This window comes from uncultured Roseibium sp., from assembly GCF_947494555.1.
GTDB lineage: Bacteria > Pseudomonadota > Alphaproteobacteria > Rhizobiales > Stappiaceae > Roseibium.
In genome coordinates this window covers 133,699-147,068 of the sequence record NZ_CANLVF010000007.1, presented here as the reverse complement: position 1 = coordinate 147,068, position 13,370 = coordinate 133,699, and the positions used below count along the sequence as shown (strand labels likewise).

Genomic DNA, 13,370 nt, shown 5'->3' with positions numbered 1-13,370 from the left:
GGCAATAATGTCTGGAAAGCTTGGGCGCAGGAGGGCAGGGGACGCCATCAAGGTCGGTTCCAGACAAATCCGTCCAATTGCAGATACAGAATCACCTGGCCGCCAAGCAGCGGAACTTTGAACAGGCAAAGGCCTTCACGTCTCCAAGGCCGCTTGCCCGAGGCGCATGATCTGAGCGCGCAAGGCGTCAGGCGATTTCTTGGCGAGGGCGTTGGTCTGGAAATTCTTGCGCATCAGTGCCATTCCGAACAAGACCGCCAGGAGTGTAGCCGCGTGATCCTGCGCGTGCGCGCCGCCAATCTTTTCGGCAAGTGGATCTGCGAGCTGTTGCTGCACCATCTCGCGTATCTTCCCGCCCATTTCCGGGTCGATGACATTCGCGATCAGCATGGTGAAGACATTTGCAGCATCGGTCTCAGGATCAAAGGGGTGGGCAAAGCTTTCCGCCGCTTTCGCCAAAAGGTCTTCGGGACCCGCTTCCAGTGCCTCCCATGGCGGGATTTCGGCAAGCGTCGCCTCAAAGAGCCCCTGCTTGCCGCCGAAATAGCGCGACACCAAGGCCGCATCGACGCCGGCGGCCCCCGTGATATCGCGCACGGAAACATTCGAGTAGCCACGTGTCCAGAACAGCGTTCTGGCCGCATCCATCAGTTTGTCTCTGGTTGTTACCGCTTTGGTCATGTCCTCCACCTAGTGGTTTGAGGGTTTTTTGTCAACAAGTGTTGACATGGCGTTTGTCGCGCACTATCTGGGTGTCAACAGTTGTTGACTCAAATTGGAGAAAGACATGTCGAATACAGCCCTGATTACCGGTGCGTCCTCGGGCATCGGCATGGAGTTCGCTCGTTACCATGCGCGAAAAGGCGGTGATCTGGTGATCGTCGCACGGCGAAAAGAGCCTCTCGATGCGCTGAAGAGCGAGTTGGAACAGGCGCACGGAGTGAACGTGACCGTAATTGCCCAGGATGTCGGTTCGCCGGCGCGGGCAACGGAGTTGTTCGAAAAGGTCAAGGCGGAAGAGATCGCTGTCGACTTCCTGATCAACAACGCGGGCTTTGGCGGTCATGGCAGCTTTCTCGACCGGGATCTGGCGAAAGATCAGGCGATGATCGACCTGAATATTTCCGCGCTGGTTACGCTCACTCATCATTTCGGCAATGACATGAGAACCAGGGGCGGCGGCAAGATGTTGCACGTGTCATCGACCGCGGGATTCATGCCGGGTCCCTACCAGGCTGTCTATTTCGCGACCAAAGCCTTCGTGACCTCCTTCAGCCAGGCCATCGATCAGGAGATGCGGGACTACGGAATTACCTCCACCGCGCTTTGTCCGGGACTGGTCAATACGGAATTTGTCGCCACTGCCAAACTGGAAGGCACCGGTCTTGCCGGGCAAAAGGGCGCTACGCCTGCCTCTGTCGCAAAATGCGGCTATGATGCGATGATGAAGGGCGAGCTGATCGCCATCAATGAACCCCGGCTGTCGTTCCTGCTGAACTGGCTGACGCCGCTTATGCCGAGGCGTCAGGTGCTGAAGATGGTGGAAGGCATGCAGACCAAATAGCCTTGGCGTCACACCCGACCGGATCAAGAGATTACTGGCTTACAACTAGTTTGTTGCGGCCGAGCCTGTTGTTGCTTCGATAGCTGCAAATGCCCCAGATCCACGAGATTGCGACATATGCATCTCGACGTCCGCGGTCGGATGCCCCTCGGCGTCTGTGAGGTAAAGGGGCTCAAAGTCCGGTGCAAATTTTGTGTCCAGGCGGTGCGACGGACGATACGCGACACTGAGCGGATCGCTCATGGCGCAAAAGGTGCGCTTCGGTTCCTGCCAGGTGCGGTGCATCTGGCGGACACTGCCGATCCGCAGCCCGCCTCCAAAACGCACCAGTGGACCCAGCATGCTGATGGCTGTTTGGAGGTGATCGAACGCGTTTCTGCGGGACCAGGCATGTCTGATCGCGTGCCGAGCAAGCGCGGTTTTGCGGCCGCGAAACCGCAGCAGGTCAGCCAGGAACGGGACCACGCGTTCCACGGGTTCTTTTGGCCACTCGACCAGTTTTTGCCCGTCGAGATCACTCAGACGCAGATTTGGCATGAGACGGCCTGCCCGCACCGTCTCCTCAAAATGCGGTGTCCCCGGGATCGGAATGGTCAGGGACAGGAGAGCAGGGAGCGGCGTTTCGATACTTTCGAGCACGGCATCGATCTGGCTATCAACCTCGTCTATGGTCTGCCGGCCGAAATCGAGCATCATTCCATAGTCGAACAATACGCCGTGTTCGGCGCAAAGGCGCGCCAGGGAACGTGGGTCGGAACTGAGGCTGTGGCGCTTGTTGTAGTTTCGTAGAACCTCCGGGTCGAGAGATTCAACGCCTGAAAAGAGTGCCTTGCAGCCATTCGCAGAGACCTTTGCAAGGTTCTTCGGGTTCTTGAAGAAATCGCCGGTCACCAGCGCGCCCCAGCCACGAAAATCGCCCCGGCGCCACCTTTCGCCCAAAAGATCAACCCTGCGTTCGAAATCTGCCCGGTTGTTGCCGTAGAAATTGTTGTCGAGCACCATCAGCATGGATCGGCGACCCGCGGTGTCCAGTTGCCTTGAAATCTCCTGCGTGGAATAGGGCAGATAGGCGCGGCCCTCTCCCGTCAGCGAGCAAAAGGAGCAACTGAAATTGCAGTTCTTCGTCGTCTCGACAAATCCAAGGCCGAACGACCATCCTGCAAGGTCGAAGCGAGGTGCGGGGTCAACGGCCAGGTAGTCGGCTCCGAGAACATCCTCCACAAGTCCGTCGAGCGCCTCCACATCGTCCTGGCAGACATGATCGAAAACGCCAGCGCATGTTTTGGGAAAGGCGCGGGCGATCGGGCCTCCGATGACAGTGCAGACGCTGGGGTTCGCATTGCGGAAGTAGGCCGAGAGTTGCCGCGCCCGGTCAAAAGCCGCCGTGAGGCCGGTGAAGATAACAAGATCGGGCCAGTCAAACTGACGGGGATTGAGCATGGCGCCATGGTGAACTTCGTCATAGACGCGCACATCGACCTGTTTTGGAGAAAACCGGCCCGCCAGGTAGTAGGGCGCCATGGCTCTCGGTATGAAAAGACGCATGGGTGCGGCAGAGCGCCAAGGATCGACATAGGCATTTACGATCAGAACTTTCGGGCGTCTCGTTGCTTTCACGTTTTTTCTTTTCAAAGCCGCTAGATCGTTTCGTCAGATCTGGTCCAGTCCTGCAAAAATCCCCAGAATGAAGATTGCGTAGACGCCGATGATCGCATGGGAGATGATGGGGGTCACGACACTTCCCGACCGCATGAACAGCCATCCCCACAATAGTGAGGGAGCGATCACCGCAAGCGACACGACGGGGTTAAGGTGTGCGTGCAGGACCGCAAAAAGCAGCGTTGACACCAGATTGGCTACCCAGCCTGCAGGTCCGATGACGCCCGTCAGAAAATTCTGTAGAGGGGCCTGGATGGCACACCGCATCGCGAATTGCTGAAAGACCACCGAGACGAGATAGATCGACAATGCAGCCAGGAAGAGGCCGGGCGATCTGACATGTGTGCCATCGTCCAGAACAAGAAATGCAAAAAGCGGGGCCGTTTGGCCGTTGGTGTGCGTTGTGCCGAGTAACACGTACTTACCGGCCGTCATGGCGGCACAGAAGCCCAGAGACCACAAGATGCTCTCGATCACATCACGCGATCTGGGCCGGAGATTCAGCTTGAAGGCTGTTGAATTCGGTGCCGCCCAACGGTCGATGAAGTAGGCGATAATCACCAGCGTCAACAACGCCACGACCGGTCCGAGATCGTAGAATTTGGCACGTGCCAGTTTTTGAACAGGCTCAAGCAGCAAGGTGAAGAGACTGAAGATCGTCAGGATCGCAACTATGAACCGCCCCGTCGCCGCGCGTTCCTTTTCGCGCTCTGCAGTCTTTTTCAGCAATTCGACCCGTTCGCTTTCATCTGCAAGCATGACCAGAACGCCGAGACGTTCATCCGAGCCGCGCCGACTAAGGAGCACGGCTCGAACGTTGAGGTGAAGAATGCTGTTGTCACGTTCCAGGCTTATCGCAGCAACATGCTCAAGGTCTGGCCGTTGAACGGCCTCAAGAACGCAATCGGTGAAAGCGTCCAGGTCCTGTAACGGGACAAAAACTTCTGCGACGGTCTTTCCCACGACATCGGCTGCGCGCAGCCCGAATATTTTTTCAGCACGTGGGTTGCACGACGTCAGAATGCCCTGCGGGTCAATCGTGATGATGCCGTCGGTCGAAGACGCAACGATGTCGTCTGTCATCGCGACCGGAAGCTTGGGCAAGGGCTCAGAATTGTTCAACGTGACTGCCGGTCAAAGCCAATGGGATTTTTCCGAAAGACACAAACCGCTTCTCCTGACACATGATCGAATCGCCAGGAGATCACGCTAGTACAGGGCCCTGACTGCGTCCAGATTGGAGGCATTGTCAATCAGGGTTTCGAACCGAAGATTTGTAATGTGCCGTCTTGTCTGAACACAAGAGCCGTTCTTGGCCTTACTGAGTGTGCCTCGCCCAGCTCCACATCCAATGCGCTATGGCGAGGAGGCTCGAGTCGCCACCCTTTCGGCCGACAAGCTGTACGCCCATCGGCAATCCATCCGCCGTTTCAAGGAGGGGCAGCGTGATTGCCGGATTGCCGGCCATGGTCCAGAGCCCGTTGAATATCGAATCTCCTGTTGAGCTCAATCCGGCGGGCGCCGGACCTAGCGCTGCCGGACATAAAATGCCATCGCAACGCTCGAACAGTGGCTCGAGGAGCGCTTCCATCTTGTCCTGGAAGGCCTTCGCTGCGAGATAGTCGACCGCTGGAAGCGTCAGGCCTTCCTCGATAGTCACCCGTGTCGGCGAACCGAGCTGATTTGCACCGCGCTCCAGATAATCCTTGAAATAATGCCCCATCTCGGCGGTGTTGATTACGGCGCGCAGACGTGCAGCATCGTCGAAAGCGTCCGGCAGCGATAGCGGGATGACGCTATCTGAAAGCGCCGTTCGCAAGCGGTCAATTGCGGCGTGTAGCACCGGGTCCGCCCGATCCCAACCCGGAAGCGCCACGAAGCCGAGTATCGGCGGCTTGGCAGCCTTCGGAACTCCATCCAAGTTTACATTGCTTAAGACGTCCGCCAAGAGCGCAGCCCCTGCGGGGTCATTTGCAAAGACGCCAAGCGTGTCGAGCGAATGGGACTGAAGCAGTGTCCCCTTCCGCGGGATTGCGTCGAAGCTGGGCTTCAGACCGACAACACCGCAAAACGAGGCAGGGCGCACAACAGAGCCGCCGGTCTGCGTACCGATGGCCAGTGGTACCATTCTGTCAGCCACCGCCGCAGCTGAGCCCGAAGAGGATCCGCCGGGCGTATGCTGCAGGTTCCGCGGATTTCTTGTCTTATTGGGGTGCAGAAAAGCGAGTTCGGTCGTGACCGTTTTGCCGAACATGATGGCTCCGGCTTCCTTGAGCCGTCTCACCACTTCCGCATCTTCCTGAGGCACACGGCCGGCATCGACAGGACATCCATTTTCGGTTGGAATGCCTGCCGTGTCGATCACGTCCTTGACGCCAACAGGTAAACCGTGAAGGGAACCCAGCGGCGCGCCACTTGCCTTGAGTGCGTCCAGACGCTCCGCTTCCTGCAGGACCGCCGCGGCATCGAACCATATCCAGGCCCGCACTTCATCCTCGCGCGCCTCGATCCGTGCGATACAGGCTTTTGAAAGATCGACGGCGGACAGATTGCCATCGGCAAGCCGGTCGCGAAGATCAATTGCACTCAACGCAAGCAGGTTTTGATCTTTACTCATAATTGCCTTCGCATTTCGGCGTAACACGAGTGTCGCTCGCTTGCTCCTGCGTCAGGACACCAGCGAACGAAAACTCGTTTCCAAGCGCACCCGATATCGGGCACATGTTGTTGCGGTCGTCCTTCCTGAAGAAGAGCGCTTCAAGCCAGCCTTACTAATTCCCATAAGCAACCGAGGGAAGCCACGTCGTCAACGCCGGGAAATAGAAGACAATCAGCAGCCCGAGCAACTGGAGGATCACGAAAGGCACGACACCCCTGTAGATGTGTCCCAGGGTTACGCCTGGTGGACAGACGCCTTTCAGATAGAACAACGCAAATCCGACCGGAGGGGTCAGGAACGAGGTTTGTAGCGTCACCGCGACCAGGATCGCGAACCAGACAACGGACGGGTCGCGCACCTGATCAAAACCGGGCACAGCAAGCTCGAGCCCGACGATGATCGGAAGCATCAGCGGCATGATGATAATCGTGATCTCGATCCAGTCGAGCAGGAAGCCCAGAAGAAATATGATCAGCAGGATGAAGCCGACGATCATGTAAGGATCATCAAAAGTTGACAACACCAAGTTTTTGACGATCTCGTCGCCCTTATAGTACCGTAGTATCAGTGCGAAGAAGTTGGCGGCGAGAAAAATGCCGACGATGTAGCCCGATGTGTTCAGGGTGGACCGGCTGACATCAGCAAGCACCTTCCAGTTCAGCTTGCGATTGACCAGCGCCAGCAGTGTTGCACCCATCGCGCCTAGACCGGAGGCTTCTGTTGGCGTTGCAATACCCGCAAAAATCGATCCCAGAACAAGCAGGATCAAGAACAAGGGCGGCACCACGGCGAGCAGCACTTCCTTTACATCTTCCCAATGGACTTGCTCCGGTTTTTCAGGAGCCGGCATCGCTTTTGGATTGATCAGGCCGTAGATGACGATGAAAACAATGTAGAGCGCCCCCAGTATCAGGCCCGGAAACAGTGCGCCCATGAAGAGATCGCCCAGGCTGATCGCCAGCTGATCGGACATGATCACAAGCATGATCGAGGGCGGGATCAGAATCCCGAGCGTCCCGGCAGAGGCGATCGTTCCCGTGGCGATGGGTTTGGAATAATCCTGCTTCATCATCGCCGGTAGCGCCATAACGCCGAGGAGTGTTACCGATGCACCAATGACACCGGTAGATGCCGCCAGGATAATTCCGATCAGCATCACTGTCAGGGACAAGCCGCCGCGCAAGGATCCGAAGAGCTTCTGCATCGAATGCATCATCCGCTGCGCCACGCCGGATTGATCGAGCATCAGACCCATGAAGATGAACATCGGCAAGGCAACTAGAACCGGGTTCTTCACGATACCGCCGAACAGTCTCCCGGACAGTAGCTGTATGCGCTGGTAGCTGATGCCGGTTCGTTTAAACTCGATGAAATCGCGGAAAAAAGATCGGTGGGGGTCGAGCAGAAACTCCGCCACCAGCACGAAGATTAGACTGACCCCGACAAGGGCCATTGCGACGGGAATGCCGCGAAACAGCATCCAGATGAAGGTTGCGAACATCGCCATGACGGCGATCTCGTTCAGCGTGAGAAACTGGCCAATGAATTCAAGCATCTATCTGTCTCACGCCGTCCTGTTGCGGCTGAAAAGCCTGGCTGCGCCAATCACCACGAAGGTCAGGATCAGCGTGATCATAATTGTGTACTTGATGTCGTAGTTGCCGAACTCAGCCTCATCGAAGAACACATGCCGGCCGACCTCGCGCGGCGTCGTACCTTCTGGACTGCCCAACCAGATGGCCCACCAGATCGCGTAGTAAACGGCGAGATTGACGAGGAACATGGTTGAGGGAAACGCAAAAAGCAGTTGTTTCCACAACACAGGCCGCGTCAGTCTGGAAAGAAAGCGAATGTAAAGTGACCAGGCTGCTATACCCATCAGGATAAACGAGAGGTTTATGAACGTCTTAAGGATCCAGAGATTGTGCAGCCCGTTGGGGCTGTCGGATCCTTCGTCCGCCTGGATCGACGAAAGCGTGTAATGAAACGTCACGTCCCAGCACAGAATGATGAAAGGCAGAAACAGCCAGACCAGGGCGAAGATATTGGTCCGCAGCTTTTTTCCTTCCGAAAACCCTTCGTATAAAATATCGACGCGCACGTGGCTGTCCGTCGTTACGGCATAGGCGATCCCGACCAGGACGGCTGCACCGTAGAGCCACCATTGAAAATCGTCCAACCAGGCCTGGTTCATTCCCGCGCCGCGCAGGATCACCTGCGAACAGATTGCGATCATCAGGATCGGGAACAACCACGCCACCAGGTTGGAAATTCGCACAACGAAACGGTCGCCCGCGTTTTGTCTCTCGCGTCCAATCGCGCCCGGATCCGTTATGGCAACACTGCCGTCGGCTGAAATGACTTCTTCAGGCTTATCCATATGCTCCCCGCCTTGCCTGCATAATGCCGGACGCCTCCACGCCCAGCAGAATACCGGGGCGATGTCGCCCCGGTATGCATTGTGTCGTCCGAGACTTAGGACGGATCAGTGCAGCCCGCTTAGTTGCGCGGACGCGGCAGGTAGATGTTGTCGTTCCAGACCTTGTAGCCGGCACGGAACTCCTGGAGATTGTCCCAGACTTCCTTGAAGAAGGCATCTTCTGCGGCCAGCTCGGCGGCGACTTCAACCCATGCTTCTTCGAAGGCGGCGAGCATTTCCGGGGACCACTGCTTGATGGTCACGCCGTTCTTCTCGACGTTTTCCTGCATCGCATCGAAGTTGGTGGCTTCACCTTCCGCGAAGTTGTCGGTGATGTTCGCCATGCACGCGATCTGGATCTGGTTCTGAGCAACTTCGTCGAGGTCGTCCCAGCGGTCTTTGTTGATCAGGAGTTCGAACATCGTTGCCGGCTGGTGCCAGCCCGGGAAGTAGTTGTACTTCGCGATGTTATGGAACCCGAGACGCGCATCGATCCGCGGCATGGAGAATTCGGTCGCATCGATCGCACCGCGCTCCAGCGCCGGGAAGATATCACCACCCGCCAGAAGCGACGTGGACACGCCGAGTTTCTGCATCACTTCAGCACCGAGACCGAAGAAACGCATGTTCAGACCTTCCAGATCCTCAAGGCCGTTGATCTCGTTCTTGAACCAGCCGGAGGTTTCCGGAGCGATGATGCCGCAAGGGATGACGTGAACGTTGTAGCCGTTTTCGTCATACATGCGCTGGAACAGCTCCGCACCGTCGCCATAAAGCATCCACGCGAGGAATTCGCCGGCTTCCGGACCGAAGGGCACAGCTGCAAACAGGGAGGCGGCCGGGATCTTGCCCTGCCAGTAGCCGGATGTGGTGTAAGCGGCGTCAACCGAACCGCTGGACACGGCGTCAAGCGCTTCCAGAGCCGGAACCAGCTGGCCCGGATCAAAGTGTTCGAACTCGACATCGTTGGAGATGGAATTGATCTTTTCGGTAAAGCCGACGGCGGCCGTGCCGAGAATTGGCAGGTTTTTGCCGAAGGCGGACGTCATCTCAAAGGCTTCCTGCGCGCTGGCAGGCAAGGTGAAAGAGATACTGATTGCCGCCGCGACAGCGAGTTTGCGAATAGTCATAAATCCTCCCGTTTATTTTTTTCGGGCCCTCCTCTGACCCGTTGGAAAAACTTTTCCAATCCTTATTTAGCGCATGAATCCAAAGCTGTTAACACATAGCCATTAGAATAAGAGATCCGCCTTGAGCAGCCATAGCCTGGCCGAATGCAGACTCCGGTGCATGATCTGGAAGTGTCCGGTCGCTAATCGGGTCAATCCGAGCGTCAGGTGCCAACGCTGCGGACCTTTCAGAAACTAAGTCACTTTCTGACATACCAGGCCAACTTCCATTGCCGGGATAGGGTGGATGTCCGTCGTCGCGACAATATCTTGAAGGTGTTTGAACCGCCTTGCACGAGCCGGCGGTCGACGTGTCCTGAAATACGCGCGCGGCTGGTTCAGGATGCGCTTGGTGCACACTGGGCTGCGGCCCCATGCTTAGACCGGATGCAGCTCACTATCGATGTGAGCTCCCAATCAGAATTCACGCGGACGTTTCGGCCTGTTTCAGCAGCCGGAGCATATGCCGGTGGGCAAATTCGTTGCCGACAAGCACATCGCCCGTTTCCAGCATTTTGTTTTTGCCCTGAAGATCGCTTACAAAACCGCCAGCTTCGCGCACCATGAGAATTCCGGCAGCGATATCCCAGGAGTTCAAGTTGTGCTCCCAATAGGCGTCCAGGCGTCCGGAAGCAGTCCAGGCAAGATCGAGCGCGGCGGCGCCGGCGCGCCGGACGCCAGACACTTCCGGCATGACGTGGCGCAATTCACGCAATGCGCGGCCATGGTCGCCATGCCCAATGAAGGGCAGACCCGTACCAATGAGCATTTCCGGTAGCTCGGTGCGTCCTGCGACCCGCAGGCGGCGATCGTTCAAAAAAGCGCCCCGGCCGCGCTCGGCCGTGTAGAGCTCGTCCATGACAGGGTTATAGATGACGCCGGCGACGATCTCGCCCGCCCGCTCCAGAGCAATGGATGTCGCGAAGATCGGAATGCCGTGCAGAAAATTCGTCGTGCCGTCGAGCGGGTCGATATGCCAGCGATGCTGCCCGTCGGTGCCTTCTACGATGCCGCTTTCTTCCATGACCAGACCATAAGTCGGGCGTGCCTTTGTCAATTCTCCACGCAGGAGCTCCTCGGCACGACGGTCTGCCGCTGAAACGAAATCCCCCGGTCCCTTGCGAGAGACCTGGAGATTTTCCACTTCACCGAAATCGCGAACCAGATTGCGTCCGGCCTTGATTGCGGCTTGAACCATCACGTTAAGGAGTGCTGTGCGAGCCATTGAATGTCACTTGTTGTTGGGCGCAGCCCGAACCGTTTCGGACACGCCAGATTTTGGCGTTCGAATACCGGGGTCAATCCTAAGGATCAATCCGCGCGGCGAACATATTCCAGTGTACCGGTGTCGACGATGATCCTCTCACCGGCGGTGATGAAGGGAGGGACCATGACGCGGACGCCGTTTTCCATCAGGGCGGGTTTGTAGGAAGAAGACTGTGTCTGTCCCTTGACGACTGCATCGGCTTCACTGATTTCAAGCGTTACATGTTGCGGAAGGGTAATGCCGATCGGACGCTCTTCGTGCAGTTCCACGGTGACCATCATGCCGTCCTGCAAAAAGGCCGCACGGTCGCCGACGAATTCGGACTGCAGCTCCAGCTGTTCATAGGTTTCGGTGTCCATGAAGATCAGCATGTCGTCCTGCGTATAAAGGTACTGAAAGTCCTTTTGCTCCAGGCGTACGCGCTCGACCTTGTCTTCGGAGCGGAACCGCTCGTTGAGCTTGCGGCCATCGATCAGGTTTTTCATTTCGACCTGAGCGAAGGCGCCGCCCTTGCCGGGCTTCACATGCTGGACTTTGACAACGGCCCAGAGCGTGTCCTGATGCTGCAGCACGTTACCGGGCTTGATTTCGTTTCCGTTGATTTTCATGGAACGACCGACTTTATGTATTGTTAGGATCTGACGCGGTGCGGTCCCCTGCCGACGACTGGGGCGCCCAAAATGCTCGCGCCTGTCCACCACAAAAGCGAAAGCGTTTCAAGGAAAAAAGGCAAATATTCCTACGTTTGGGCCGAGCAATGCGCAAATTACGGTGATTCCGCAGCCGGATCTTCGGTTGGGGCCATGAGCGTTGCCGAGTGCTGTTCAGCCAGTTTTCTGGCTTCCTCCAGGGTCTGCTCGTCAAGCGTTTCCACGATCCTGTCAAGGGCGTGGTCCGGAACGCCATTTGTGCGAGCCGCAAGATGCCATCCGGCCGCTGAAGCGAAATCCTGTTCGCGTCCGCGTCCGTATGCGTAAATCCGGGCAAGCCGGTTCATTGCAACCGGATTGCCGGCGATCGCGGCGCGCTCAAACCAGTCGGCCGCCTCGGCTTCGTCCGGGTCGACGCCTTTTCCCTGATGCCGCAGGATCCCATAGTAGACCTGCGCCGATGTGTGGCCGCGACGGGCGGCGCGGCCAAGCCAGAAAGCGCCCTGGCCGGGGTCGTTCAGGCCGGTCTGCGATTCAAGAAAAGACAGTCCCAAAGCGTATTGCGCTTCCGGATCGTTTTTCCGGGCAGCTTCTTCCAGCAACTGGCGGGCTTTTTCTTCGTTGAACGGGCGTCCCTCGCCCTCCTGATAAAGGATCGCAAGGTTGTACAGCGCTGAGGCGTTGCCCGCGTCGGCTGCCTGTTCGAAGAGATCCGCGGCCTTCGCCTTGTCGACATCGACACCCGTGCCGAGAAGGTAGAACTGGGCCAGTTGCAGCGCCGATCCGTTGTCGCCCGCCGCGGCTGCCAGTGAATACCAGTCAGCAGCCTTCGACTTGTTCAATTCGATGCCGAGGCCTTCCTCGTGAAGGACGCCGAGCAATGCCTGGGCAGCCTTGTCGCCTTGTTCGGCAAGTGGTGTTGCAAGTCCGAGTGCGGTGAGGAACCAGCCGCGCTGAAAGGCAGAATAGGCTGTTTCCGGTGACGGCGATTTGCTTTCGTCGATCGCGGGCGGCCCGGCATCAATGATGCTGAAGAGCGTCTTGTCGCGCGTTGTCACATCGATGATTGCAGGCTCTTCGACTTTGGTTTTTTCGGCGGAGACGGCATCTAAATCCGCTTCCTGTGCCTCTGCTCCAGGATCGGAAAGCGTTGAGAAGAATGCTGTGGCAAGTGCGAATACGGCCATCTTCGCCATGCAAGGGCGGGCGGCTTTCGTCGGCATCACGCTTACTCCATATTCGATCAGCAGCTTCCGGGAGCTTATTCCACCTCCGGAAATGGGTGTTCTTCCAAAATGCGGTTCGCAGCGGCGACTACGGTTGAGATGTCGCCATCAGAATTCCAGACGACATCCTTCACCGCGATAAAGTCCGCACTGGTTGCGGCAACGTCCTCCAGGGTCTCCAGGCTGTTCCCGGCCATGGCAACACAAGGCGTTTCGAACAGTTCAGCCCACCATGTGGCGCCTGACAGCGTCCTGTCGTGCGCTTTTTCACGCTCATCCAGGTCCAGCTTGCCGAAAAAGATATAGTCGACGCCTGTTTCCGCCAACTCCATCGCATCGTGTTTGAGCTTCGTGCCGCCGGTTCCCACGATCCTGTCCGGCTGAAAACTCTCAACCGCGAGTTTAACGTCTTCGAGCGAGCTGTCGACATGGACGCCGTCGGCGCCGCTCCTACCTGCAGCCTGCGTATCGCGGTAGACAAGCGCGGCGGCACCGCCCTCCTGAATAACAGGTACCAGTATTTGCGCCGCGTCCTGTATGTCCTTGGTGGCCGCACCGGGCATATAGATCAGGACGCAGGCAATATCGCCGCCGGCAAAGGCCTGTTCGAGCTTTGCCGCCAGGTCGGACGTAACGAATTCCGGGGGCGTGACTAGAAAGAGGCGCGGACGATTCACAAGCGGGTTCCTGACTGACGGAAGTGTTCGATTCTCGTTCTTGTCCCTAAAGACGGCAAAAGAGGGACGCAAGGCCCCTC

Annotated in this window: 12 protein-coding genes; 1 reads left to right on the top strand and 11 read right to left on the bottom strand. The window is 57.4% G+C overall.

The annotated features are described in order from the left end of the window. Window positions 1-135 precede the first annotated feature (135 nt). Window positions 136-681 carry a TetR family transcriptional regulator gene (locus Q0915_RS27980; RefSeq protein WP_299483073.1) on the bottom strand — a complete coding sequence of 182 codons (546 nt, stop codon included), beginning with the start codon at window positions 679-681 and terminating at the stop codon, window positions 136-138. A 106-nt stretch (window positions 682-787) separates the two neighbouring features. Between Q0915_RS27980 and Q0915_RS27975 the strand changes: the two genes are divergently transcribed. Continuing rightward, the gene (locus tag Q0915_RS27975) at window positions 788-1,564 is read left to right on the top strand and encodes an SDR family oxidoreductase (protein WP_299483076.1); all 777 of its coding nucleotides are present in this window, start codon (window positions 788-790) and stop codon (window positions 1,562-1,564) included. Between the two features lie 45 nt (window positions 1,565-1,609). Here the strand turns inward: Q0915_RS27975 and Q0915_RS27970 are convergent, their stop codons facing one another. The 10 genes from Q0915_RS27970 to Q0915_RS27925 all read right to left on the bottom strand — a co-directional run bounded on the left by Q0915_RS27970 (window position 1,610) and on the right by Q0915_RS27925 (window position 13,290). Further along, on the bottom strand, window positions 1,610-3,181 hold the full coding sequence (locus Q0915_RS27970; RefSeq protein ID WP_299483079.1) for a radical SAM protein: 1,572 nt from the start codon (window positions 3,179-3,181) through the stop codon (window positions 1,610-1,612). Window positions 3,182-3,214: 33 nt separating this feature from the next. Further along, entirely contained in the window at window positions 3,215-4,345 is a 1,131-nt protein-coding gene (locus Q0915_RS27965; RefSeq protein ID WP_299483082.1) for a PAS domain-containing protein, read from the bottom strand. Between the two features lie 196 nt (window positions 4,346-4,541). Next, window positions 4,542-5,840: an amidase gene (locus Q0915_RS27960; protein ID WP_299483086.1), complete on the bottom strand. Its 1,299-nt coding sequence runs from the start codon at window positions 5,838-5,840 to the stop codon at window positions 4,542-4,544. A gap of 154 nt (window positions 5,841-5,994) precedes the next feature. Further along, on the bottom strand, window positions 5,995-7,437 hold the full coding sequence (locus tag Q0915_RS27955; RefSeq protein ID WP_299483089.1) for a TRAP transporter large permease subunit: 1,443 nt from the start codon (window positions 7,435-7,437) through the stop codon (window positions 5,995-5,997). 9 nt (window positions 7,438-7,446) lie between these two features. Beyond that, complete coding sequence (locus Q0915_RS27950; RefSeq protein ID WP_299483092.1) at window positions 7,447-8,262, bottom strand: TRAP transporter small permease subunit; 816 nt, start codon at window positions 8,260-8,262, stop codon at window positions 7,447-7,449. Between the two features lie 119 nt (window positions 8,263-8,381). Beyond that, complete coding sequence (locus Q0915_RS27945) at window positions 8,382-9,431, bottom strand: TRAP transporter substrate-binding protein (RefSeq protein ID WP_299483095.1); 1,050 nt, start codon at window positions 9,429-9,431, stop codon at window positions 8,382-8,384. A 463-nt stretch (window positions 9,432-9,894) separates the two neighbouring features. Further along, complete coding sequence (locus tag Q0915_RS27940) at window positions 9,895-10,695, bottom strand: inositol monophosphatase family protein (protein ID WP_299483098.1); 801 nt, start codon at window positions 10,693-10,695, stop codon at window positions 9,895-9,897. Between the two features lie 86 nt (window positions 10,696-10,781). Beyond that, complete coding sequence (gene efp / locus Q0915_RS27935) at window positions 10,782-11,345, bottom strand: elongation factor P (protein WP_299483101.1); 564 nt, start codon at window positions 11,343-11,345, stop codon at window positions 10,782-10,784. A 158-nt stretch (window positions 11,346-11,503) separates the two neighbouring features. Next, a complete protein-coding gene (locus Q0915_RS27930; RefSeq protein ID WP_299483104.1) occupies window positions 11,504-12,610 on the bottom strand; it encodes a tetratricopeptide repeat protein in 1,107 nt (368 codons plus the stop codon). A gap of 38 nt (window positions 12,611-12,648) precedes the next feature. After that, the gene (locus tag Q0915_RS27925; protein WP_299483107.1) at window positions 12,649-13,290 is read right to left on the bottom strand and encodes a thiamine phosphate synthase; all 642 of its coding nucleotides are present in this window, start codon (window positions 13,288-13,290) and stop codon (window positions 12,649-12,651) included. Window positions 13,291-13,370 lie beyond the last annotated feature (80 nt).

Excerpts from the sequence above, each read along its gene's own strand:
- Q0915_RS27980 (WP_299483073.1), bottom strand. The coding sequence starts at position 681 with ATGACCAAAGCGGTAACAACCAGAGACAAACTGATGGATGCGGCCAGA.
- Q0915_RS27975 (WP_299483076.1), top strand. The coding sequence starts at position 788 with ATGTCGAATACAGCCCTGATTACCGGTGCGTCCTCGGGCATCGGCATG.
- Q0915_RS27960 (WP_299483086.1), bottom strand. The coding sequence starts at position 5,840 with ATGAGTAAAGATCAAAACCTGCTTGCGTTGAGTGCAATTGATCTTCGC.
- Q0915_RS27955 (WP_299483089.1), bottom strand. The coding sequence starts at position 7,437 with ATGCTTGAATTCATTGGCCAGTTTCTCACGCTGAACGAGATCGCCGTC.
- Q0915_RS27950 (WP_299483092.1), bottom strand. The coding sequence starts at position 8,262 with ATGGATAAGCCTGAAGAAGTCATTTCAGCCGACGGCAGTGTTGCCATA.
- Q0915_RS27945 (WP_299483095.1), bottom strand. The coding sequence starts at position 9,431 with ATGACTATTCGCAAACTCGCTGTCGCGGCGGCAATCAGTATCTCTTTC.
- Q0915_RS27940 (WP_299483098.1), bottom strand. The coding sequence starts at position 10,695 with ATGGCTCGCACAGCACTCCTTAACGTGATGGTTCAAGCCGCAATCAAG.
- efp (WP_299483101.1), bottom strand. The coding sequence starts at position 11,345 with ATGAAAATCAACGGAAACGAAATCAAGCCCGGTAACGTGCTGCAGCAT.
- Q0915_RS27930 (WP_299483104.1), bottom strand. The coding sequence starts at position 12,610 with ATGCCGACGAAAGCCGCCCGCCCTTGCATGGCGAAGATGGCCGTATTC.